Raw genomic sequence first — 23,718 nt, 5'->3', positions numbered from 1 at the left:
CACGGCCGGACACTGCTTGAGCCCACGTCCGGGTGGCGTTGCATCGTAGAACACCCTGTAAGTGACAGGACACCACCGTCTACGGTGGTGTCCTGTCACTTACAGGGTGTTTTGTCGCTAGGGAGCTGTCCTACGAAGCGGTGACGCCGCAGTGCAGCTCCCGATCCCCGGGCGTCTACGGCACGTCACGCTGTGACGGCACGTCCCCCGTGAACGCCGCGCGCCCTCCGGTACAGGGGTTCCCGGCACCGGAGGGCGCGTGGTGTGGCTCAGGCCCGACGGCCGCCCGGTCTCACTGACCGTTCTGGCGGCGCGCCGTCCGCAGCGCAGCGGTGCCGGCGCCCATGAGCGCCAGCGCCAGGAGCGCCAGGCCGGCGAACTCCGCGCCCGTGCGCGGCAGGGTGCCGCCACCCGAGGCGCGGTCGTCCGATCCGCTCGGCTGCTGCCCGGAACCGCCGCCCGGCTGAGCCGCGTCGCCCGGATCGGCACCCGGCTCGTTCGGCTCAGTGCCCGGCTGGGTCGGCTCGGGGTCCGCACCCGGCTCGGTCGGCCCCGGCTCCGGGTCCGCACCCGGATCGCTCGGATCCGGATCGCTCGGGTCCGGATCGGCCTGCAGTGCGCAGTTCAGCGTGCCCGAACGCAGCGAGAAGCCGTCCGTGTCGTTGTCATCCGAGTAGAAGGTCTGCACCCGGCCGTCGACGCACTGGGACGCGTCCAGGAAGGTGAAGCCCTCGTTGTTCAGGTCCGGCATGCCCGCGGGGCGGGCGTAGACGGCGGTCTCGGCGAAGACGCCGGCCTCGTCCACCTCGAAGGTGGCGGTGCGGCCCTGGCAGGTGTCGTCGCAGATGACCCACAGGACATCGCGGTCCCGGTCGAACTGGACCTCGGCGACGATGTCGAAGGAGCTCTGGATCTCCGCCACGCGGTGGAAGGAACCGTCGTCGAACAGCGCGTAGGCGTAGACCGCCGCTGTGCCCTCGAATCCGACGAAGAACAGTCCCCCGCCGTGACCGGAGTAGGCGGCCGGGTCGTAGGCGGCACCGGTGGACTCGTCCAGGAAGCCCTGCCCGGTCAGCCAGCTGTCCGGGATCCAGGTGATGCCCTCGATGCCCAGATTGGCGCCCAGGTTCGGGAAGTCCTCGGCCAGGTTCCACTCATCCGTCGCCACCAGCTCGCCGCTGGTGTCGGAGATGTCATAGCGCAGCACGGACGGGCGGCTCACGGAGCTCTCGGCGTTGTTGCGCTCGGTGCCGACGTACACGCCGCCGGCCGCACCGGCGTCGGTGAGGGTGACGCCCTCGGAGTCGGGCGCCCCGGTGCCATCGGGGTACCGCAGGGTCAGGCCGCCGGCCCACTCCTCGTCGACGTCCGGGCTCCAGCCGCCGTTCCCGTCGGGAAGGATCTTGAACAGCAGGCTGTTGCCGTTCTCCACGGCCCAGATCGTGCCCAGTTCGCCGTTCTCACCGGGCTCGTAGATCAGACCGCTCAGATCGCCCTCGAAGTCGTCCTCCTCGTCCAGGATCACGACCTCCTCGCCGCCGGGCCAGGGTGAGACCGGAGTGACGCCCTCGCAGAGATTGCCCGCACCGGGGGTCGCCTCGGCCGTCACCTCGAACTCGCCGCGCCCGTCGGGGCAGCGACCGTAGCTGGTCTGAGCGTGCCCGGTCCAGTCGTAGGAGTCGATCTCGTTCCCATCGGCCTCCAGGAGCGCGATCCCATCGGCGTCCTGGAATGCCAGTTCCTCGACCACCAGGTACTCCTCGGGGGCGAGGGTACCGCTCAGGGCCGTCTCCTGGCCGGCTGCGGTGCGCAGCGTCATGCCGCCGGCGTCGACGTCCTCGACGCCGACGTTGATCAGCTCGGTGAAGCCGCCGTCCTTGCCGTCGACCTCGTTGATCCGCAGCGGGGTGGAGCAGTCGTTCGGGCCGCCCTTGGTGGAGACGGTGGTGTCCTGCATCTCTCCGGTGCCGTCGGGGCAGCGGCCGTAGGTGACGGCGGCGTGCTCGGTCCAGCTGTACTCGACGATCAGGGTGGCGCCGTCGGGCGCGAACAACCGGACCTCGTCATTGGCTCCCAGGCCGAAGTCGAACCCGGGCCGCACGCCCTGCGCCTGATCGATGACGAAGAAGTCGCCGGGCTCGACGATGGAGCCTTCCGGCAGCGTGTAGCCGCGGTTGTCGTTGTCATCGCGGAAGATGTATCCGCTGATGTCCACCGGCTCGTCGCCGATGTGGAACAGCTCCACCCAGTCGGTGTCGTCGTTGTTGGACTCAACCTCGTTGATGACGAGCGCCTCAGCGGCCGCCGGCGGTGCGCAGTCGTTGGCCGTGCCGCGGGTCGCCGCCGCGGTCACGGAGAATTCACCGAACCGGTCGGTGCAGCGGCCGTAGCTGGTCTCGGCGGCCTCGGTCCAGTCGAAGGCGTCGATGACGGTCTCACCATCGGCTTCCAGCAGGCGCACCCCGCCGGAGCCGGGCAGTTCGGCGTCCAGGACGTAGTGGCCTTCGGCGGCCAGCTCGGAACCGGCCGGCAGGCTCTGGCTCCACGAGCCGTCGGCGGCAGCGAGGATCAGGCCGGAGGCATCGACGGGGACGGTGGCGGTGCTGCCCAGCTCCACCCAGTCCTCGGCGGTGGAGATCTCGTTCAGCACGAGCGATTCGGCCACCGGCGCGGCGCAGGCGTTGGCCGCGTCGCGGGTCGGCTCGGCGGTGACGACGAATTCGCCGGTGCCGTCGGGGCAGCGGCCGTAACTGGTGGCGGGATGCCCCGTCCAGGCGAACTCGTCGACGAGGGTCGCCCCGTCGGGCAGGAAGATGCGGGCCTCGTCATTGGCACCCAGGCCGAAACCGGCATCGCCCTCGCCGGTGAGGATCGACAGGAACCCGCCGGGCTCCACCACGGATCCTTCGGGGAAGGCGAGCGTACGGGTGTCGTTGTCGTCCTTGACCACCCAGCCGGACACGTCGACCGGCTGGTCTCCGGTGTTGGTGATCTCGATCCAGTCCTCGTCGGTCTCCACCTCGTTGACCGCGATCGGGGGCAGCTCCCCCGGTGCTTCACTGGCCATCGCCATGCCGGCTACTCCGCTGCTTGCCAGCAGGGCGCCGATGGCGGCCACGGCGCCGGCAGCGACGCGCGTCCTCATTCGGGTCACTCGTGTACTCCTCATGTCTGAAAGGCGCGCGCCCGCACGGCGCGCGGTCAGCCTCGGACACGCTATGGGGAGAAGCGGAACCGGTGATGAACTACCGGTGAATGGCAGGGGTCTAGACCAATGCGGCGAGACGCTCCTGCGAGCGGGATAGTTCCGGGGTTGTGCACCGTTTCCGGGGTGGATCCGGGTGGTTGTTGTTGCAACCACCCGGATCCACCCACAACCCCGGAATCGACGCAGGTGCGCCGGGCCGGGCGGAACGGCTCAGACCTGACGCTTGCGGCGGGCCAGGTAGAGGGCGCCGCCGCCCAGGGCGATGAGCGCGAGCGCGGCCAGCGCGGCACCGGCGAACTCGCTACCGGTGCGGGGCAGGCTGCCGGGCGCGGAGGCGTTGTCGTCCGGTCCGGCGGGCTTCTCATCGCCCGGTCCGGGCCCGCCGCCGGGCTGCGGCTCGGTGGTGGGCTCTGCCGTCGGGTCCGTGGTGGGCTGAGCGGTCGGGTCCGTGGTGGGCTCCGCGGTCGGTTCCGTCGTGGGCTCCGGTGACGGCTCGGTCGGCTCGTCGGCGGCCCACAGATCGAAGGCCAGCAGGGCAACATCGGTGTTGTCGATGTAATCCCCGCGCACCGGGTCGGTGCCACGGACGTAGCCGGGGATGGTGTCCGCGCCGGCGCCGTGGGCGAAGAACGGCACCAGGTGGTTGGTGTGGTCCCCGGAGTACCAGCCGTCGACGGGCAGCTGCCCCTGCTCACCGGTCATGGTGGTCCAGCTGGTGCCGTCACCGGGGCCGTACAGGTAACCGGTCTCGTGATCGGCGGTGACGATCAGCAGGGTCTCGTCCCAGCTGGAGTTCTCCTCGACCCAGGCGTGCACCGTCTCGACGGCGTCGTTGAAGTCGATCATCTCCTCGAGGTTTCCGGTGGTCGCGTTGGCGTGACCCGCCCAGTCGATCGCCCCGCCCTCGATCATCGTGAAGAAGCCCTCGTCGTTCTGGGACAGCACATTGAGCGCGGCGCTGCTGAGCTCCGAGAGGCTGGGCACGTCGTTGAGCTGGGTCTCGAACGGCAGCGGCGCGTCGCCCGTGATGGGCTCGCCGTCCACCCGGCCGGCGTCGCGGCGGGGCTCCGCCTCCGCGAGGCTCGTGCGGTTGTACTGCAGCGTCTCGGCGACGGGAGCCAGGCCGAAGAGCCGCTCGGGCACCTCCGCGCCGCTGGCGACGGCTTCCAGGCCGGCGGAATCGTCGACGAAGGCGTAACCGGTCTCCCCCGTCTCCAGCGCCGTGTACTGCTCTTCGCTCAGCCAGATCCACTCGGGGTCGCGCGGCTGGGCGTCATCGTCGTAGAACGGGTGGCCGGCGCCGATGACCACGTCCAGCGAGCCGTCGATCATCTGCTGGGCGATCTCGTGGTTGGCGCCGCGGCTGGCCACGTGCGACCCCCAGGAGGCGGGGGTGGCGTGGCCGAACGGCACCGAGGAGACCACACCGGTGGCGCGACCGGTCTGGGCGGCGTATTCGGCGACGTTCTCCACCGGCTGCTGGTCGGCGTCGACGCCCAGATAGCCGTTATGGGTCTTCACGCCGGTGGCCAGCGCCGTCCCGGAGGCCGCCGAGTCGGTGGGATTCTGCTTCGCCCAGTCGAACTCGGCCCAGGCGGCCTCGCCGTCGTAGACCGGCGAGTCGAGGGAGTGGTGCGACATGCCGAGCTGCACGTCGTAGTGCTCGTACACCTGGCTGGGGTTCTCGCCGTAGGAGCCGGCGTACTCGATGGCGCCCGTCGCGGGATCCACCTCGGCCTGCCAGTTGCTCTGCCCGTGCTGGTAGAGGCTCGACGCGTCGACGTGGTTGTAGCCCATGCCGTCACCGATCATCACGATGATGTTGCGCGGCTCGGCGGTGTCAGCCAGCGCGGGGGCGGCGATGACCGCGGTACCGGTCACCGCCAGCGCGGCGCCGGCGCCCAGGCACCGGCGGACCGAACGTGAGAAGCTCATCTGCGCTCTTTCCTTCGTTCTCGAGTGGGGGTGTCGCCGGCCCGGAGAGGCCGGCCTTCCCACCCCATCGAGCCGATATTGACTCTCGATTACAGAAGGTAAGAGAAAGCTAAGAGAACAGGTGAACTATCGGTGAACGAGCAGGGGAGCTTGCTGATTCATGCACGCATGCGCATATGCTCACCTGCGATGATGCCCTCAGCGGAGATAGCGCTCCCACCAGTCCAGGACGGCTTCGAAACGCTCCAGCCGGTGCCGCGGCTGCCCCGACCGGGTCAGTTCATGGTCCTCCCCCGGGAAGACGAGCAGCTCCGTCTCCACGGCGGCGCGTTTGAGCGCCGTGTAGTAGCGGGTGGCCTGTTCCAGCGGGCAGCGGAAATCCAGCTCGGAATGCATCACCAGGGTGGGCGTGCGCACCTGATGCGCCACCGCGAAGGGGCTCTGCCGGGCGATGTCCGCCGGGTCGGTGCCGACGTACTCGTCGCCGAAGAATGATCCGATGTCGCTGGTTCCCTGGAAACTCGCCGGGTCCAGGAAGCCGCGCTCGACGATGGCGCCGGCGAAGCGGTGCTCGTGCGCGATCGTCCAGGCGGTGAGGTACCCGCCGTAGGACCCGCCCATGATGCCCTGGCGGCCGCGGTCCAGCCGCGGCTCGGCGTCCAGCGCCCCGTCCAGGAAATCGAGGACATCGTGATAGTCGACCGTGCCCATGGCCTGCCGGATACTGCGCCCGTGCGCCCGGCCGTATCCGGCCGAGCCGCGCGGGTTGCAGTAGGCCACGGCGTACCCGGCGCCCACCAGGGTCTGGACCTCGTCGAAGACGTGGATGCCGTAGGCGTGGTACGGCCCGCCGTGGATCATCAGGATGACCGGATGGGACCCCTCGCCCTCCGGCATCGCCAGCCAGCCGTGCACGGGATAGCCGTCACGGCCGTCGACGACGAGCTCCCGCGGGGCGACCACGCCGCTCTGGCGCAGCGCGGCGCCGAAGTCGGTGAGCACCCTCGCCCGTTCCTCGCCGGTTGAGGTCCGGGCGTCGGCGATGCCGGAGCCGGCCGTCGCCGCCGCGGCCCCGCCGGGTTCCGGCGCATCGCCGGCAGCGCCTTCTCCGGGTTCCGGAGCAGCTGCCGGGAGGTCCAGCAACAGCAGCTCGCCCGCGGATTCCGGGGTCGCCGCCGAGGCCAGGACGCGGACGCCGGAAGCGGTGCGGACGCCATCGGCGCCGGTGACCTCCACATCGCCGCCGAGGACCGTCCGGACTACGCCGTCGCGGGTGATCCGCATGAGGTGAATCCGCCCGCGGCTGAGTACCGGGACGAGCACGTCATCGTCCGCCGGCAGCACGGGGCCGCCCGGCGTGCCCGCATCCAGGTGCTCGGGATCGTTCAGCCGGCGCGGCTCGGCACCGAGGTCCGCCAGCAGCCACAGCGCCACGTCCGGGGCGACGAAGTCACGTCCCGACGGACCGGGCTGGTGGGCGCGCAGGACGATCGCGCCGTCATCGGCGACCGCGATCTCCTCGATGCTCAGACCCGCGTCCCGGCCGAGCACGACCGACTCCCCGGCGGCGGCGTCGGCGCCGGGCGCGGGGACCGGGAGGGCGATCAGCTGGGAGCGCAGATCCCGGGCGTGCCGCTCGAACTCCTGACGGGCGGTCAGGACGTGCTGTCCGTCAGCGGTGAAGGCGAGGGAGGAGTGCTCGGCGCCGCCGGTGGTGAGGGCCCGGGGCGAGGGCAGCGCAGCGTCCGGCGTGGACGTGGCCGGCGCGTCCGGGCGGGCAGGCGCGGGGGCGGCAGGGTACGACGGTTCGCAGCCCGGGTCCGGCACGTCGACGAGGAACACGTGCGCGGGCCGGTCCAGGCTGTAGCCGAGGCCATTGGCATGCCATCGGATGCCGGTGATCCGGCGCGGTGATTCGGCCTCGGCGCCGAGCCCCTCGACGGTGCCGTAGCGTCCCGGTTCGGGTACGCGCGCCAGGAACGCCAGGCGCGTGCCGTCCGGCGACCAGGTGAACTCCCCGACGCCCAGCGGCTGGTCCGTCAGCGCCAGCGGCTCGCCCCCGGCCGCCTCCACCAGGTGCAGCTGGGGGCGGCCCCTGCCGTCGGGACGCAGGAACGCGATCAGCGACCCGTCCGGGGAGAGCCGCGGGGAGGCATCGGCGATGCCGCGGGTCAGCCGCCGGACACCGGTCCCGTCCGCGCCCGGCCGGTCAGCGGGTGCCCCGGGCGGAACCGCCGGGGCAGCGGGCTCCGAGCCGGCTCCTTCGCCGGGGCTCCTCAGCTCGATCCGCCACAGCTGCCCCACGTTCCGGTTGGCACGCAGGTCTGGCCGGGAGGAGGCGACCACGGCGAAGGAACCGTCGGGGGCGAGCGAGGGCCTGGACAGGGTGACGAGCTTCTCGATATCGGCGGGTTTCACGGGCGCTCCTGGCAACGGGGTCGGTTCGGAATCTGTCCTGACCCTACTACCAAGGCCGCCTGCCGAAGCTCCGGTGGTCCGCCGGTGTCCTGATGTGGTTCTGCTGATCCGATGTGACCTCAGTGCCCGCACCAGGTACGCCCGCCCCAGGGTTCAGCGCTCGTTTCCAGGTGCGCCCGCACCCGAGGTCCAGTGCCCGCTGCCGGGTGCGCCCACGCCGGTGACCCCTAGGGAGTCCCCCTAGTATCCGCGGCGCCGTCCGCGCCGTTCACGGGCAGGTGGGGAGCTCCCGGCGACACCTAGGGTCCGGCCCCAGGGTCCCCCGACAGGCCCGCACCTAGATTCGCTAGCGCAATGCCCCGGCCGCCGACCACGGCGCCGGCACCGAACACGTTGGGAAATCGCAGTGACCACTTCCGAAGCAGTCAACGGCCAGGCCCCTCAGCGGCCGGCCGACCGGCCGCCGCGCACGCGCAGGCGGCAGTGGGGAGCCGAGCGCAGCAGCACTCCGCTGCCCGTCGAGCATCCTCGTCCCAGCTCCCGCAGGATCGCGATGAGCCGGCTCGCCATCGTGGTGACGATCCTGTCCTGGGCCGCCTACGTCGTCACCACCGTGCTGCGCCAGTTCCTGGACAACGGAGCGCAGAGCTTCCGCTTCACGATGGAAGCCGGCTCGTACCTCCTGGTCGTCACCATGCTCACGTTCTCCGCGCTGATGTATCTCTTCGCGCGGCACGGTTCGCTGCTGCGCTTCCGCAGCCACCGGCGGGTTCCGCGGAAGGAACTGGACGTCCATTTCGCACAGCACCAGCCGCCGATGACGGTACTCGTCCCCTCCTACGCGGAGGAGCCGGCCGTGGTCCGGCAGACGCTGTGGTCGGCCGCACTGCAGGAGTACCCGGACCTGACGGTGGTCCTGCTCATCGACGATCCGCCCGAGCCGGATGCAGCGGAGGTCGAGGCGCGGCTGGCCCGCACCCGGGACATCCCGGCCGAGATCGAGCGGGCGCTGGACGAGCCTCGCACACGTCTCGGAGACGCCCTCGTGGTGTTCGAGATGGCCCTGGCCGAAGAACCCCAGGTCACCGAGGCGCAGGTGCGCACCCTGGCGGCGCACTACGCCTGGGCAGCCCGGTGGCTGCGCCGGATGGCCGCCTGTGAGCCGCGGACGGACCACGTGGACGAGTTCTTCGCCGATCAGGTCATCGGCCGCCTGGCCGCCGGACTGGACATGACCGCCACGGCGCTGGGCCTGGCCGCCGACGATCAGGAGCTCCCGGATCCGGAACGGATGAGGCAGCTGCATCACCGGCTCGCCCGAACCTTCAGCGCGCGGCTGGCCTCCTTCGAGCGGAAGCAGTACGCCTCCCTGTCCCATGAGGCGAACAAGGCGATGAACCTGAACGCCTATCTGGGCCTGCTCGGCGGTTCCTACCGGATCGAGGACACCGCCGGCGGCAGGCTGCTGGTGCCGGCGTCACCGGACGAGCCGGCCGATCTGGTGGTGCCGCGAGCCGATTTCGTGCTCACCCTGGATGCGGACTCCCTGCTCCTTCCGGAGTACTGCCTCCGCCTGGTCCACCTCCTGCAGAGCCCCGGGAACGAGCGCATCGCGGTGGCGCAGACGCCGTACTCCTCGTTCCGCGGCGCAGGCAGCCGGATCGAGCGCCTGGCCGGTGCCACGACGGACATCCAGCACCTGCTGCATCAGGGGATGACGCATTCGGGGGCCACGTTCTGGGTCGGGGCCAATGCCGTGATCCGCACCGCGGCCCTGGAAGACATCGCCGAACGCGGCTGGGAGGACGGGGTGTTCGTCCAGCGCTTCGTCCAGGACCGCACCGTGATCGAGGACACCGAATCCAGCATCGACCTGGGCATCCACGGCTGGACGCTGACGAACTACCCGGAACGGCTCAGCTACAGCGCCACTCCGCCGGACTTCGGCTCCCTCGTGGTGCAACGACGGCGCTGGGCGAACGGCGGTCTGCTCATCCTGCCCAAACTGTGGCGCCAGCTGCACCACCGGCGCCGGCGCGGAGAGAGTGTCCCGGTGCTGGAGATCCTGCTGCGGGTGAACTACATGGCCTCGATCGCCTGGGCGAGCGTCGGGCTGATCTTCTTGCTGGCGTATCCCTACGACAGCAGACTCCTGAGCCCGCTGATCCTCGCCGCCGCGCTGCCGTACTTCCTCACGATGGGCGCCGACCTGCGCGCCTGCGGATACCGGTTCACCGACATCTTCCGGATCTACGGCTTCAACCTGATCCTGCTGCCGGTCAACCTGGCCGGAGTGCTCAAATCGCTGCAGCAGGCACTCACCGGCGAGAAGATCCCGTTCGCGCGCACGCCCAAGGTGAAGGACCGGACGGCGGCTCCCTGGCTCTACGCCGTCGCGCCCGTGCTCATCGTGGCGTTCTCGCTGCTGACGCTGTGGCGTGACGTGCTGCAGCAGAACTGGGGCAATGCCGCCTTCGCCGCATTCAACGCCTTCTGGGGCGGATGGGCGTTCCTGGCCTACATCGGCGTGTGGAACGCGGTGGTGGACACCGCGCTGGGCTGGCGGGCCTGGTTCTACGTGGACGTCTCCCGGCGCCGGCGGCACCGGGACAAAGCAACGCAGGCGGGGCCCGCGGAACTGGACTGGCGCTTGGTGCTGGACGAGGGCACGGTGCGCTACCGGCCGCTCGGCGAGTCCTCCGCGCCCGCCCTGCAGGCCGCGGGCCCGGTCCCGGCCGCCGTGCCGGGTGGGACCACGCACGACACCATCTCAGCAGGAGGAGAACGATGAGCATCCCCGCTTTCATCCCGGCCGGCAGCCGCCGGTCCACGCGGTTGTCGGTCGTGCGGATCGTGCTGGCCGCGCTGATGCTGGCCGCGCTGGTGTCCGTCTCATTCCTGGGAGTCCGCATGTACGAAGCCCGTGCCGGAGGGCAGAGCCCGCGGTGGTTCGCCGGTTATGTCGATGTCACGGCGACGCCGCGGTACGCCTTCGAAGCCGGCGCCGCCGCGCGGCAGCTCACCGCACGGGAGGGCGAGCCGCTGGCCGAGGAGACCCCGGCGGCTCCCGCGGAACGGGCGCATGACGTCGTCCTGTCCTTCATCGTCGCCGGCGGAGCGGATTCGTGCGTGCCCACCTGGGGCACCGTGCACGGATTGGACGAGGCGGCCACAGCGCTGGACCTGGACCGGCGCATCGCACGGATCCGGGAGCAGGGCGCCGGCGTCGTGGTGTCCTTCGGCGGCGCCATCAACCACGAGCTGGCGACCGTCTGCGACTCGGCCGAGGAGCTCACGGCCGCCTACCGCGAGGTGGTCGACCGGTACGATCTCGACACGATCGATCTGGACATCGAGGGACCGGCCCTGTCCGACGCCGCGAGCGTCCAGCTGCGTGCCGAGGCGATCGCCGCCTTGCAGGCCGAGCGCCGCGCGGCCGGCAAGCCGCTGGCGGTCTGGCTGACGCTGCCGGTCACGCCGGCGGGCCTGACCACGGAGGGCACCGACCTGGTGACCGCGATGCTGGCCTCCGGCACCGATCTGGCCGGGGTGAACGTGATGACGATGAACTACGGCGAATCGCGCGGCTCGCTGTCGATGCTGGACGCCTCGACCGAGGCTCTGCGCTCCACCCACCGGCAGCTCGGCATCCTCTACGAACGCCAGGGCACCCCGCTGGGCGAGGCCGCGCTGTGGGGCAAGATCGGCGCGACGCCGATGATCGGGCAGAACGACGTGCCCGGGGAGATCTTCGACCTCGATGCCGCCGAGAAGCTCAACGCCTTCGCCGTGCGCACCGGCCTGGGACGGATGTCCATGTGGTCGCTCAACCGCGACCTGACCTGCGGGCCGAACTACCCGGACGTCAGGCGCGTCTCCGACGCCTGCAGCGGCATCGACCAGGGTGAGCAGACCTTCGCCGCGCTGCTCGCCGACGGTTTCACCGGCCGGGCGGCCGAGGCGGCCGACGGCGTCACCAGCCCGGACCCGGAAGCCGCGACCCCGGTCGTCGACGATCCGGCCACCAGCCCCTATCCGATCTGGTCCGAGCACGCCGCCTATCTGCAGGGCACCAAGGTGGTCTGGCGCGGCAATGTGTACCAGGCTAAATGGTGGACCCGTGGCGAACTTCCGGATGACCCCGTGCTGGATCTGTGGGACACCCCGTGGCAGCTGGTCGGACCGGTGCTCCCCGGTGAGAAGCCGGCTGCGGCGCCCACCCTCCCGGCCGGGGTGTACCCCGAGTGGTCGGGTACGGAGATCTACGAGAAAGGCAGCCGGATACTCTTCGGCGGGACGCCGTACGAGGCCAAGTGGTGGACGCAGGGCGACAGCCCTGAAGTGACCGCGGTGGACCCCGACGGATCGCCGTGGGCGCCGCTCACCGCTGAGGAGATCGAGGACCTGCGGGCCGGGCAGGACGGGCCCGGGGATGAGACACCGGACCGGGCGGAGTGACTCTCTGGGCGGTCACGGCGGCGGCCGTCCAGAGATCGCGCCGGGAGTGCAGGCCGAGCTTGGTGAGGATGTTGGACACGTGGTACTCGACGGTCTTCACCGAGACGAACAGCTCGGCGGCGATGTCCCTGTTGGTGCGGCCCTGGGAGATCAGATACGCGAAGTCGCGTTCGCGCGGGGTGAGGGTGGCGTACCTGCCGCTGACGGAGAGCAGCCGGCTCTCCACCGCGGTCAGCTCCGGGACGGCGCCCAGCCGCGCGAAGATGTCCCTGGCACGGCGCAGAGCAGCGTCGGCCCCGGGGTGGTCCCCCAGCACACGGTCGGCGCGCCCCAGGCTGTGCAGCGCGCGGGCCTGGGCGTAGGGGAACTCCGCGGAGAGGCCGGCGGCGGCCTCGTAGGCGGAGCGGGCCGCGGCGGGGTCGTCGCGGGCCAGTGCCAGCGCGCCGCGGAGCGCAGCCGGGTGGCCATGCGGAAGGGGCGCGCCGGGATGGGTGCGGAGGCGGGCGGAGAACTCCTGCAACCGCCGCTCCGCCTCCGCCGTCCTGCCGAGATCGATCAGCGCCTCGATCTCCAGGGCCCGCCACGCCACGAGCCCGACGGTATCCGTCAGTGCCACCAGGGCGCTCGTGCTCAGCCTGCCGATGACGTCGAGCACGTGCTCGGGGTCCGAGGCCAGCCGGGCGACCCATGCCAGGGCGCTCACCGCGTTGACGCGCGGGAGCAGGCTGGCGGTCGACATGTGATGCGTGAGCCAGTCGAGGTGCTCCACCGCGCCGGACTCGTCGGCATGGGCTGCCGCGGCCATGCCCAGCACGGCGTGCGAACTGGCCACGCCGCGCCAATCACGGCTGGCGCGGGCCATGTCCAGCACGCTCTGCGCCCGCAGCACGGCATCGCCCCAGCGGCCGGTATGGAACTCGACGATGGCCTGTTCCGCCGTGCCGCGCTGGAGCGGGGCCGGGGCGAGGAACCTGCGCGGCGCATCTGCGGCACGGCGCATGTCGGCCAGGGCCTCGGCGGTCCGGCCGGCGTAGAAGCGGGCATAACCGCGCAGGAAACGACCGTCCACATGCTCGGCGGTCCCGGTGTCCGTGCGCAGGAACCCGTCCAGGACGGCGAAGGCCTCGGTCAGGCGCCCGGCGCCCCACAGCGCGTACGCCCATTGCATGGTGAGGACCCGGTCCAGGGCCGCGTCCACCGGATTGCCGGGCACCACGTTCAGGCTCATCGCCTCCTGGGTGAACCGGAAGGCCGCCGGCTCATCCCCGTCGGCGCTCTCCACGACGGCCATCAGCAGCAGCATGCGCCATCGCAGCAGCGGATCCGCGCCGTCCGGGCTGTGCTCACAGGCCGGGCCCGCAGGGGTGTTCTGGTCGTTCAGGCTGCCCGGGGCCGTGGCGCGATGCCCACCGTCCGTGCCGTCCGTGCCGTCCGTGCCACCGTCATCGGCGACCGGCACGGTGTCGTGAGCGGCCGGCACAGCGTCGCCGGCGGCCGGCGCAACGGTGCTGGCACTGCGCTTCAGCAGGACGGTGAGCCGCCTGCGGGCCTCTCCCAGATGGCCCTGGAAGAAGGCGATGCCCGCCCGCATGAAGTCCGCCATCGGTGAATCGCCGAAGACCCCGATCCACGGAATGAGCTCGCCGATGACGGCGGGCCGCTCCGAGATCGCCATCAGGTAGCTGGCGTGGGCGACGCGGCGGGGCAGATCCGGCCGGGCGCTGACGCTGATCGCCAGCAGCAGGTGATCACAGGCACCGGCGTAGTCGCCGTCCTGGAGCGCGGCGTGCGCCTGCGCTTCGAGGTCCGCGGCGAGTGCCTGATCGGGGCCCGGTCCTGCAGCGGCGACGAGATGACGGGCCCGGGTCAGACCGGAGGTCCGCTCTGCCATCAGCTGGTGCAGCCGCACGCGGCGGTCATCGCTCATCCTGGAACGGATCACCTCGCGCCACCGGCCGGAGGCGAGCCGCAGATCCTCGCCGTCGCCGTCCAGCAGCGGACGCAACACCTCGACGATCGCCTCGACCTCCGCCGTGCTGGGGCGGGGCCGCCCCAGCAGCCCGGAGGCCATCTCGGCGACGGCGCACGGCGTCTTCCGGTCACGCGCCAGCGCCAAGGTCTCCACCATCGCCCGCTGGAGCTCGGCCAGGCCGTCCAGCATCGCGACGATCCCCGGTTCGGGGTCACTGCGCAACCCGATCTCCGCGAGCGCGAGGCCGGGGTTGCCACCGGAACGCTCATGCAGGGCTTCCAGCTCCTCGTCCTCTGCCGGGCGGCCGTGATCGCGCAGCACGCGGGCGAGTGACGCCAGAGGGAGCCCGGTGATGACGAGCCGCGTGCCGGCGGCATCCGCGTGCGTGCGCAGCGCCATCGTCGTCTCGTCGGGAGAGGGGCCGGCCGATGCCAGGAGCAGGAAAGCGCGCGAGCCGGGCCAGCCGGCGCGGTGCGCCTCGAGCAGCGCGGCCACGAGACGCGACTGCTCCGGTTTCATGGTGTGCAGATCGTCGGCGACGAGGCACAGCGGCCGCGGGTCCCGCAGCAGCGTGGCCGCGCGCCTGGCAGGGGTCCCGCCGCCGGGGAGGGCGGTCAGCTCCCGGACGAGGAAGCCCGCTTCGGCAGCCCGGCGCGAGGCCTCGCGCAGAAGCGTGGTCTTGCCGGAGCCGGGAGCGCCTTCGATGAGGCACCACGCCGGGTTGCGCGGATCGGTGGCGTAGATCGCGTTGAGGAGGCGCGCACGTTCCGCATCACGCCCCGTGACCTCCGGTGCCGCCATGTGCCCTCCGCCCCTCGGGCGCGGACCCACGCGCCGCACGCACCCTCCAGGAGTGTAGAGCGCGGCCATGCACCGGGGATAGAGCCGCACCTACGGGTTTATACGCATACCACATCCGAGCGCTACGTAGTGGCATTTCCCGGGCACGCCAGCCCGCGTGTCGCCGCCGCGGCGCCTTCCCGGCGCAGCCAGGCCCGATGCCCGCGCTCATCGGGGCGGCTTTCCGCCCAGACGCACCGCCCGGCGGCACATCACCCTCGCGGGGACGTCCGGCCCCTCATCGCCGGGGCGACGCTCACTGATAGGACACGAACCAGGGCCTCGGCTCGACCTCGTAGGTCTGCTCCGGCGTGAACGTCGGATCGTCCTCGTCGATGAAGTTCTTCCAGGCCATCCAGATACCGTCCGGGAGATCCTCCTGCAGACGGTTCCAGGTCTCCATCTTCGCCCCGGGACTGCCGTTGCCGTCGGCGTGCAGCGTGACGGCAAGTTCCTCGTGCGAGGCGTCGACGTCCTGGCGTTCGGTGATCATGCTGAGGGTGAACTGGTGCAGGATGAACACCTTCTGCGGCAGCTCGTGCTCCCGGACCAGGTTCGCCAGCCAGTCGGCGGTCTGGTTGATCTCCTCTGCGCTGACGGAGCCGATCTGCTCCATGTGCCGCTGGCCGTCCTCCAGCCGCCATTCCGGATCGAGCGCCAGGCCGACATGCGGTTCGCGCAGCAGGTCCTCGTACAGCATGGCCTGGGTGCGGAAATCGGTGGTGCCGGGCTGCAGGTCGAGCACCACGTACACGCCCGCCTCCCCGGCGGCGTCCACCCACGGGCGCAGGGTCTCCGGGTCGATCTCGGTGGAGTAGTTCCCGTCCGGACCCGCGACGGCCGAGGCGACCGTGGCGATGATCTCGAATGCGGGCACGACCGGCTCGTCACTGTACTGCTGGTAGTCCCGGGCGTAGTCCTGGACTAAGGCGATGGCTTCATCGACGTCCTGCTCTCCGAGCACGCCGAGTGAGGGCACCCCGGGCGAGCCGTAGGCGGCGACCATCCGGCGGGAGGGGAAGGCCAGCTGCCCGCCGCCGGGGAGCTCCGGGACGGTCGCCGCGGTGGTGAGGCGGTTCTGGAGCTGTTCCGGCGCACCGAAGGACGGGCCGATGGCGACGACGCTGCGGTCTTCGAGTTCTTTGGCCGTCGCGACGGTGCCGCCGTCGCGGCGAGGGTCACCACCGGGCAGTTCGGCGTCCTGCCCGCCCGCGGCCAGGACGTTCGCCCGTGCCACCGTCACGGCGACGGCCTCGCCGTTCTCGCCCTCCGTGCCGGATGCGCTGCCGTCAGGTTGATCCGCCGCGGGGGCGCCTAGCGGGTCGAGTAGCAGATGGACGGGCGCACTGCCTGGTCCGATGTCGAGCACGGGCAGGGCGAGGTCAGCCGGGTCCACTCCGACGATCTCGAAGCCCCCGGGCCAGGCGCCGTCCTCGGTCCCCTCGGGGACGATGAGCGTCGTCGTCCCCAGCCGCTCGAGTTCCTCGGCGGCGGTACCCGGCGCGGTGCTCCCCGCATCATCCGGGTGGCTGTCCTCCGCGGCGTCGCCATCGGGGGCGCCGTCGATCAGCAGGGGAAGCCGGGCTTCCTCGGCGACCCGGGCGAACTCCACGGTCTGCTCCCCGGACGCCCCGGCCGGCAACAGCAGCGCGGCCTCGGCAAGATCGAAGCCGGCGTAACTGGCCGCGAGCGCGGCGCGGACAGGGTCATCGGCGGTCATCACGCCGCGCGGTTCCTGTGCGAACTCGACCCGCAGGGCGGTGTCCTGCTGGCAGGCCGCCACCCCGGCGAGCAGTGCGGCCGCGGCGGCACTGGCCAGGACGGCGGCGGGTTTAGGTGGCAGTCTCACAGTGCCTCCAGGCTACGTGCCGGACGGGCTGCCGGCACGGACGGACACGCGGCGGGCCCCGTCCCGGGCCCGCCGGCGCATCCGGCCGCGCCGCACCAGTCGGCGTCACTAGTCGGCGTCGTCGACCAGGTGCTCGCCCAGCGCGTCGAAGACCCTCGCGCGGGTCCAGGCGCCGCCACGGCGTTCCACCACGGCGCGGACGAGTGCCTCGAGGAACACCGCATGAGGAACCCGGGAGGTCTGCTCCAGTTCATCCCGGAAACTCCCGGCCCCGGCGACGATGAGACCGTGGGTGCTGATCTGCCCCAGTGGAGACCCCTGGAAGGACGTCACCGAGACCACCGCGGCTCCGGCATCGGCCGCCGCTCGGGCTGCCGCCACTGTGGGCCTGCTGGCGCCGCTGGCGCTCACGGCGACCGCGCAATCGCCGGCCTGGAGACCCTGCGCAGCGATCTGCTGGGCGAGTCCGTCATGCACGTACTCGGCCGGGCGGCCCTGCGCGGTCAGGCGCATGGCCAGATCCATCCCCAGCGGGCTCGACAGGCCGGTGGCCAGGACGAGCATGCGCCGGGCGCCGGCGATCGCGCCGACGGCCGCCTCGACCTGCTCCCGGTCCAGCATCGCCGTCAGTTCCGGCAGCAGCCGGCCGGTTCCGGCGATGCTGCGCCGCATGGCCGCCAGCGCCCCCTCGCCGGGTTCCGGCTCCTGCGGCTCGTCGGGGAAGCGCTGTGCCAGCTCGGTGGCCAGGGAGACCCGGAGCTGGGGGAACCCGCGGTAGCCGAGTGCCTGGCACAGCCGCACCACGCTGCTGCGCGCAACGCCGGCGGCGTCGGCGAGTTGCTGCGCGGTCATCTCGACCACGTCCGCCGGGCGCTCGAGCAGCAGATCGGCGATCCTCAGGTCCGTGGCACCGAGCGCATTGCGCCGCGTGGCGATCCGGGTAGAGGGCCCGGCGTTCTGGGCGCGTTCCTCAGGCACGGCGGCGGGCTCCTTCGGTCAGGCGGCGGCGGACGCGGGAGGAGAGCGCGTCGATCGTCATCGTAGCGATGACCACGACGATCAGCAGCACACCGACCGTCGGCCAGTCCCGGTACTGGGTGTAGCTGGCCAGCATATCGCCGATGCCGCCCACCCCGATGAGCCCCAGTACGGCGGAGGCGCGGACGTTGATCTCGAAGCGGTAGAGCCAGAAGGACAGGAAGTCCGCCGAGACCTGGGGCCACACGCCCCAGCGCACGATCTGCGCTGTGCCGCCGCCGGCGGCGCGCGCTGCCTGTGCCGCGCCCGTGGGTGCGGACTCGATCGCCTCGTAGCCCCACTTGCCCAGCGTCCCCACGCCACCGACGGCCAGGGCCAGGGCTCCGGTGAGCGGTGTCAGGCCGGTCACGGAGAGGATGATGATGGCGATGATGATCTCCGGGACGGCCCTGATGACGGCGAACAGTCCCCGGAGCGGGGCACGCAGCCACAGCGGGCCGAGGCCGCCGGCGGCCAGGAAGGACAGGGGCGTGGCGACGATGACGCCCAGCACCGTGCCGACCCAGGCCATGGCGATGCTGCGCCACGTCTGCAGCATGGCGTCGGGCAGCTTCTCCCAGTTGGGCTGCGAGAACATGAGCCACAGGTAGCGCAGGAACTCCCCGGGCAGATCGGCCAGGCGCTCCCAGGGAACGGCCGCGGACCAGAAGGCGAGGACGACGAGGCCGGTGAGGCCCGCGGCAAGAAGGCGTCGCGGCCAGCGGGCGGGTGCCGGCGGCAGCAAGAGCGCGGCCGTCTCGTACCGGACCGTGCTCATACCAGCCTCCGGCGCGCCCAGCCGCTGACCGCCTCGATGACGATGATGATGACCACGAGCTCCACGATGATGAGCGCGATCTGGTCGTAGCGATAGAAACTGCGGACCTGGTCGATCAGCAGTCCGATGCCGCCGGCGCCGACGAGCCCCAGCACGGCAGCAGCGCGAACATTGAGCTCGAGCATGTAGAGGGTCTGGTTCACGAACGGCGGCCAGGCGTCCGGAAGCGCGAGAGCGTGGATCACCTGCGCCTGGCTGCCCCCTGCGGCCCGGCCGGCCTCAAGCGCACCGGTCGGGGTGGCCTCCACCGCCTCGGAGACGAGCTTGACGATGATGCCGACGCTGAACAGGACGAGGGCCAGGATGCCCGGCAGCGCGCCGACGCCGACCATGGCCACCAGGATCGCGGCGTACAGCAGGTCCGGCACCGCCCGGACCGTGTTGAGCACTGCCCGCACGATGCCGCGGCCGACCGCGCCCGGATTGGTGGTGCGCGCGGCCCAGAAGCTCAGCGGCAGTGACAATCCGGCGCCCACCGCGGTGGCGATCACCGCCATCTGCAGGGTCTCCAGAAGAGGCCGGACGGTGCGCGGGAAGAAGCTCCAGTCCGGGACCAGCAGCCGACCGATGCGTTCAGCGCCGTTGCGCCAGTTCTCCAGCAGGGACGTCAGCTCGAATCCGATCCCGATGCCCGGGAGCAGGGTGACCAGGGTAATCGCCGCGACCAGGGCCGCTCCTGCCCAGCGTCGCCAGCGCCCGGAGGGTCTCGGCGGCAGCACGATCCCGGCAGTCGTGCTCATTCCGGCTCTCCCGTGGACGCGTCCCGGCCGATCTCGCCGGTGATACTGGCAACCCGGTCCTCAGCGCGGATCGGCCGGTCGTAGATCTGCTCGAAGACATCGTCGCCGGCCCCGGTGGCGGCGCCGTCGTAAACCACCGTGCCGGCGCGCATGCCGATCAGGCGCACGCCGTAGCGGCGGGCCAGGTCCAGCGCGTGCAGGTTCACCAGCACGGTGATCCCCAGGTCGCGGTTGATCGCGGAGAGGTCCCGCATGACCGTGTGCGCCGTGGGCGGGTCCAGGCTCGCGACGGGTTCGTCGGCCAGCAGGACGCGCGGTTCCTGTGCCAGCGCCCGGGCGATCGCCACCCGCTGCTGCTGACCACCAGAGAGCGCATCGGCACGGTTGTACAGTTTTTCCAGCATGCCGACCCGGGCCAGTGCACGGTGCGCCAGATCCAGGTCGCGCGGGCGGTACCAGCCCAGCAGCGTGCGCCAGGCGGGGGTATGCGCGAGCCGGCCCACCAGGACGTTGTTCTGCACGGAGGTGCGGCCGGCCAGGTTGAAGCTCTGGAAGATCATGCCGATCTCGCCGCGCAGCCGCCGCAGCGCGCGGGCGCCGGCGTCTTCCACCCGGTGACCGCCGACGGCGATCTCACCGGCAGTGACCGGCACCAAGCCGTTGATCGCTCGGATCAGCGTGCTCTTGCCGGAGCCAGAGAGGCCAACGATCGCGACCATTTCACCCGGGGCGATGCTTAACGTGACGCCATTCAGCCCGAGCGTGCCATCGGGGTACCGTACGGTGACGTCCTTGAGTTCGATGCCCCACGGTTCCGCCGCTGGCACAGCGGCGGAACCGTTCGCGCCCGAGGTCATCTCAGCCGAGTCCGAGCGCTTCGGCAGCGCGGGCGACCACGTCGAGCGAATCAGGGTCGGCCGGAGCCAGGGCGGTGATGCTGTAGACGCTCTCGAGCGCCTCCCGGCCCTCGTCGGTCGCAGAGAAATCCAGCAGGGCATCGGTGATTTCCTGCTGCAGCTCCGGCGTCAGATCACCGGAGACGGCGACGCCGTCGTTCGGGATCTCCTCGGTCAGGGCGAACACGACGACTTCCTGACCGAGGTCCGGCACATCGCCGATGATGTCGCGTGCGTCCCAGAAGCTGAAGCCGACCTCGGCATCGCCGTTGTAGACCGCCAAAACGGAGGCGTCGTTGGTGGTCACGGGCACTTGCTGGATATCGGCGTCGGTGTCCACACCGGCTTCCTGGAGGGCGAGGATCGGATAGATGTACCCGGCCGGGGAGCCCGGGCCGAGGACGGAGACGCGTGCCCCGGCGACCCGATCGATGGCATCCAGACCCGCCGGCCCCTGCATCGCATCGGCGCCATTGCAGAACAGCTTGCCGTCCCGCTCGACGGGCTCGTCGTCACAGTAGGCGTCCGGGTCGTTGGTCATGAACTGGGCCGGATAGGTGATGTTGCCGTCGCGCTCGGTCTGCAGCACGACCTCGGCGCCGTACATGTCGTGGGCCTGCCAGAGCTGGAGGGAGGGCAGGAAACCGATCTGCGCCTGGCCCGCGCCCATTGCCTCGACCGCTGCCTGATAGTCGCGGGAGACGACGCCGTTGACCTCGATGCCGAGCGCCTCAGTCAGGTGGTCGGTGATCGGCGTGGCGGTCTCGACCAGGCCGTCCTGGTCCTGGGAGGGCACGAGGGCGAGGGTCAGCTGATCGGGCCGTTCGCCTCCGGAGGCGTCACCGTCCCCGGCGGCGGGGGCGCAGCCGGCGAACGCGAGGGCGAGGGCCGAGCTCATGGCGGTGAGGCCGGCGATGCGGCGGATGGGGTACATGATGCTCCTTCGTGGGATGGCGTGGCGGGGTCGTCGATTGGTCGATGGACGTTCGTCGGCGGTCATCGTGCGGTGGTGGGTTCCTGGCGCACGGGTGGCGCGGAGGCGGATTCCTGGCGGAGCCACTGCTCGATGGAGCCGTAGAGACCGGCGACGGTGCCGGCCTGCATATCGGGCATCGCTTCCGATGGTGCCGAGCCGTGACCCACGAGCGCCGTGGCATGGCCGCGCTCGCGGGCGGGGGCGAGGTCGTTGTGCCACACATCGCCGATGCTGAGCACCCGGCTGTGCGCGGGCAGATCATCCAGGAGGGCGGCCAGTCCCTCGGGTTTACCCAGATCGGTGCGGATCTCGTCGAAGGCCTTCTGCAGGCCCAGCTGCTCGAGCGCCTGCGGGATACCCGTGAGCGGGGCATTGGTGGCCAGGACGCGGCGGGCCTTCGTCCCCACGCCGGCCAGGAACTCCGCCAGTCCGCGGGGCGGGAAGACGCGGCATGCGCCGGCCGCCAGACGGTCCCGGCTGGCGCGGTAGGCGGCGGAGAGCACGGCATCGCCGACTCCGGCCTCGCGGGACCTGCGCGCGATCAGGTCGTAGGCGTCGAGCGCGTCGTCGGGGGCGCCGAGTCCCTCGGTCAGCGCGGGAAGGAGACGATTGCCGGCCCGCGCGGCGATCTCCTCGGCGTATGCCGTCACCGGCCCCTCGCCAAGGGCGACGGTGCCGTCGAAGTCGAAGACGAGGATATTGCGGGACACCGTGCTCCTTCACTGCCGGTCAGGAGCACCCCGCTCCAGACTCTTGGACGTTACGTCCAGATTAGGAGTAGTTCTGGGACGAAATGTCACATCGAGGTGAACACTGCGTGAAGAACCGCATCCGGCACGGCGGACGGCAGCTGCCGCAAAAGGCCTGGCGCCTGCCGTCAGAGCGGAAGTCGCCACGCGCACCCTCGCAGAGACCCAGTCGGACGTCACACCCGTCTCCGGCCGGCCGTAGGCATCGGCGGCGGCGCCTGAGGTGGCTCAGCCAGCGCGTCCGCGGCGCAGCTGCACCACGGCGGCGCAACCGGCCAGCGCGAGCACGGCGAGCCACAGGGCGGCGAGGCCGGCCAGGAGATACGCCGCCGCGCCGGCTGCCGAGCCCGCCGCGATGGCGCACCACAGCGCGGCATAGCGCAACCAGCCGGTCCCCTGCTTCCCGCGCAGCGCCGCCGCGAGATGCTGCCCGGCTTTCACCAGCGCCCCGGTCATATAGGTCAAACCCACGCTGACCTCGCCACCGCGAGTGAAGGTGGCGTTCACCGCGCCCATCGCCGCGGCAATCAGGGGCGCCACGGCCACGTGCAGCACCGGGAAGAGCCCGCACACCGCGGCGACACCGAGAACCGCCACCGAGAGCCAGATGGCCCGCAGCTGCGGGGTGACGATATGCGCCCCTGCCGGCTCCCGCCGCGCCGTGAGAAGGGACGCGGCGACTACGCCGGTGACGAAGGACAGAACGAGGCCGAGCGCCTTGGCCCAGCCGAGCAGATCACCACCGGCCAGATCGGCGCCGGCACGGGTGGAGTTCCCCGACATGAAGGAGACGAAGTACCCGCCCAGATGGATGAACCCCACGCCGTCGACGAAACCGGCCGCCGCGGTGATCCCGCAGGCGAGGTACATCTGCCGCCTACTCAGTCCCGTCGCCACGGACGCCCCTTCCCACTCGGCCCGGTCGATCGATCGCTACCGGGACGAGACTATCCGGCGCCCAGCCCAGGCCGCTCACCCGAGCCGCCCCGCGCGGACTGTCCCGACCCGGGTGGTGATCGCCTCTTCGACGCGGGCCCGCGCCGCGGTGAGGGCTTCGATGGCGCGCGGGACGTCCATCCGCTTCTCCGGCGCGATGACGCTCAGCGCGCCCAGGCAGTTGCCGCGGGCCATGATCGGCACCGCGACCGCGTCGACCACATCGCCCATCCACTTCGAATGCCGGTGGCAGTGGCCCTGCGCGCGCACCGCCTCCAGGCTGGCGCCGAGTTCGTCTTCGCTCCCCCGGTACTCCAGATGGGCGTCGAATGCCAGCAGCACCAGCCCCGATGCGGAGGTGTGCAGGGACAGGTGCCGTTCCGCGTCCCGATGAATCGCGAAGGGCCGCTGAGGTTCCTGGCGCTCGACGATGACGGCCTCGGCGCCGCTCACCACCGCGAAGGAGATCGGTTCGCTGAGCTCCTGCACCAGTTCCCGCATGACCGGCGGAAGCTCCGGCGGCACTCCCGCGTGCCGCACCGCGAACCGGCCAAAGATCGCCGCCTGTGAAGTCAGGACGTACTTCCGGCTGGCGTCCTGCTGCAGCCATCCGGCCGCGGCGAGGCTGGAGAGGTACTGATGCGTCGCGGCCCGCGACCAGCCCAGTTCCTCGGCGATCTCGGTGACCCCGACCCGGTCCTGATCCACTTTCAGCAGCGCTTCCAGGACAGCGATGGTCTTGGTGACCGTCTGCAAAGGGGCCATGCGCGTCTCCCGTCCCGCCGGGCAGCCGGCGAAAAATAACCCTCGACTCGTTCAAACCCATTGTGTTAGCTTGATCACATTCAAGCTCTAATTGACTACTGTCAAACATACTTTAACACGC

The 23,718-nt window shown here is 71.1% G+C and carries 15 protein-coding genes; 2 read left to right on the top strand and 13 right to left on the bottom strand.

Annotated features, from left to right (window positions below):
• Positions 1 to 292: 292 nt before the first annotated feature.
• The 3 genes from IEW13_RS08130 to IEW13_RS08120 form a co-directional block, all read right to left on the bottom strand.
• Complete coding sequence (locus tag IEW13_RS08130; RefSeq protein ID WP_229745030.1) at positions 293 to 3,145, bottom strand: lamin tail domain-containing protein; 2,853 nt, start codon at positions 3,143 to 3,145, stop codon at positions 293 to 295.
• A 273-nt stretch (positions 3,146 to 3,418) separates the two neighbouring features.
• The gene (locus IEW13_RS08125) at positions 3,419 to 5,143 is read right to left on the bottom strand and encodes an alkaline phosphatase (RefSeq protein ID WP_188550453.1); all 1,725 of its coding nucleotides are present in this window, start codon (positions 5,141 to 5,143) and stop codon (positions 3,419 to 3,421) included.
• A gap of 198 nt (positions 5,144 to 5,341) precedes the next feature.
• On the bottom strand, positions 5,342 to 7,561 hold the full coding sequence (locus IEW13_RS08120) for a S9 family peptidase (protein WP_188550452.1): 2,220 nt from the start codon (positions 7,559 to 7,561) through the stop codon (positions 5,342 to 5,344).
• A gap of 715 nt (positions 7,562 to 8,276) precedes the next feature.
• Between IEW13_RS08120 and IEW13_RS08115 the strand changes: the two genes are divergently transcribed.
• Both IEW13_RS08115 and IEW13_RS08110 read left to right on the top strand, forming a co-directional pair.
• Entirely contained in the window at positions 8,277 to 10,352 is a 2,076-nt protein-coding gene (locus tag IEW13_RS08115; protein WP_229745029.1) for a glycosyltransferase family 2 protein, read from the top strand.
• Positions 10,349 to 12,019, top strand: a complete 1,671-nt coding sequence (locus IEW13_RS08110) for a chitinase (protein ID WP_188550451.1) — start codon at positions 10,349 to 10,351, stop codon at positions 12,017 to 12,019. Before IEW13_RS08115 ends, IEW13_RS08110 begins: the two co-directional genes overlap by 4 nt.
• Here IEW13_RS08110 and IEW13_RS17770 read toward each other — a convergent pair.
• The 10 genes from IEW13_RS17770 to IEW13_RS08060 all read right to left on the bottom strand — a co-directional run bounded on the left by IEW13_RS17770 (position 11,943) and on the right by IEW13_RS08060 (position 23,597).
• Positions 11,943 to 14,792, bottom strand: coding sequence for a LuxR C-terminal-related transcriptional regulator (locus IEW13_RS17770; RefSeq protein WP_188550450.1), 2,850 nt, complete (start codon positions 14,790 to 14,792; stop codon positions 11,943 to 11,945). The two genes, IEW13_RS08110 and IEW13_RS17770, sit on opposite strands and share 77 nt — an antisense overlap.
• Positions 14,793 to 15,087: 295 nt before the next feature.
• Positions 15,088 to 16,680, bottom strand: a complete 1,593-nt coding sequence (locus tag IEW13_RS08100; protein WP_229745006.1) for a hypothetical protein — start codon at positions 16,678 to 16,680, stop codon at positions 15,088 to 15,090.
• Positions 16,681 to 16,788: 108 nt separating this feature from the next.
• Positions 16,789 to 17,658, bottom strand: coding sequence for a MurR/RpiR family transcriptional regulator (locus IEW13_RS08095; protein ID WP_188550449.1), 870 nt, complete (start codon positions 17,656 to 17,658; stop codon positions 16,789 to 16,791).
• Positions 17,651 to 18,475, bottom strand: a complete 825-nt coding sequence (gene phnE, locus IEW13_RS08090) for a phosphonate ABC transporter, permease protein PhnE (RefSeq protein WP_188550448.1) — start codon at positions 18,473 to 18,475, stop codon at positions 17,651 to 17,653. The genes IEW13_RS08095 and phnE (IEW13_RS08090) overlap by 8 nt, the downstream gene beginning before the upstream one ends.
• Positions 18,472 to 19,275 carry a phosphonate ABC transporter, permease protein PhnE gene (phnE, locus tag IEW13_RS08085; RefSeq protein WP_188550447.1) on the bottom strand — a complete coding sequence of 268 codons (804 nt, stop codon included), beginning with the start codon at positions 19,273 to 19,275 and terminating at the stop codon, positions 18,472 to 18,474. Before phnE (IEW13_RS08085) ends, phnE (IEW13_RS08090) begins: the two co-directional genes overlap by 4 nt.
• Positions 19,272 to 20,132, bottom strand: coding sequence for a phosphonate ABC transporter ATP-binding protein (gene phnC / locus IEW13_RS08080; protein ID WP_188550446.1), 861 nt, complete (start codon positions 20,130 to 20,132; stop codon positions 19,272 to 19,274). The genes phnE (IEW13_RS08085) and phnC overlap by 4 nt, the downstream gene beginning before the upstream one ends.
• Position 20,133: 1 nt before the next feature.
• Positions 20,134 to 21,105, bottom strand: coding sequence for a phosphate/phosphite/phosphonate ABC transporter substrate-binding protein (gene phnD / locus IEW13_RS08075; RefSeq protein ID WP_188550445.1), 972 nt, complete (start codon positions 21,103 to 21,105; stop codon positions 20,134 to 20,136).
• Between the two features lie 62 nt (positions 21,106 to 21,167).
• Entirely contained in the window at positions 21,168 to 21,857 is a 690-nt protein-coding gene (locus tag IEW13_RS08070) for an HAD family hydrolase (RefSeq protein ID WP_188550444.1), read from the bottom strand.
• A gap of 267 nt (positions 21,858 to 22,124) precedes the next feature.
• On the bottom strand, positions 22,125 to 22,793 hold the full coding sequence (locus IEW13_RS08065) for a YoaK family protein (protein ID WP_229745005.1): 669 nt from the start codon (positions 22,791 to 22,793) through the stop codon (positions 22,125 to 22,127).
• Positions 22,794 to 22,868: 75 nt separating this feature from the next.
• Complete coding sequence (locus IEW13_RS08060; protein WP_188550443.1) at positions 22,869 to 23,597, bottom strand: IclR family transcriptional regulator; 729 nt, start codon at positions 23,595 to 23,597, stop codon at positions 22,869 to 22,871.
• Positions 23,598 to 23,718 lie beyond the last annotated feature (121 nt).

Source organism: Sediminivirga luteola, assembly GCF_014639315.1.
GTDB lineage: Bacteria > Actinomycetota > Actinomycetes > Actinomycetales > Brevibacteriaceae > Sediminivirga > Sediminivirga luteola.
This window is presented reverse-complemented; position numbering and strand designations above follow the sequence as displayed.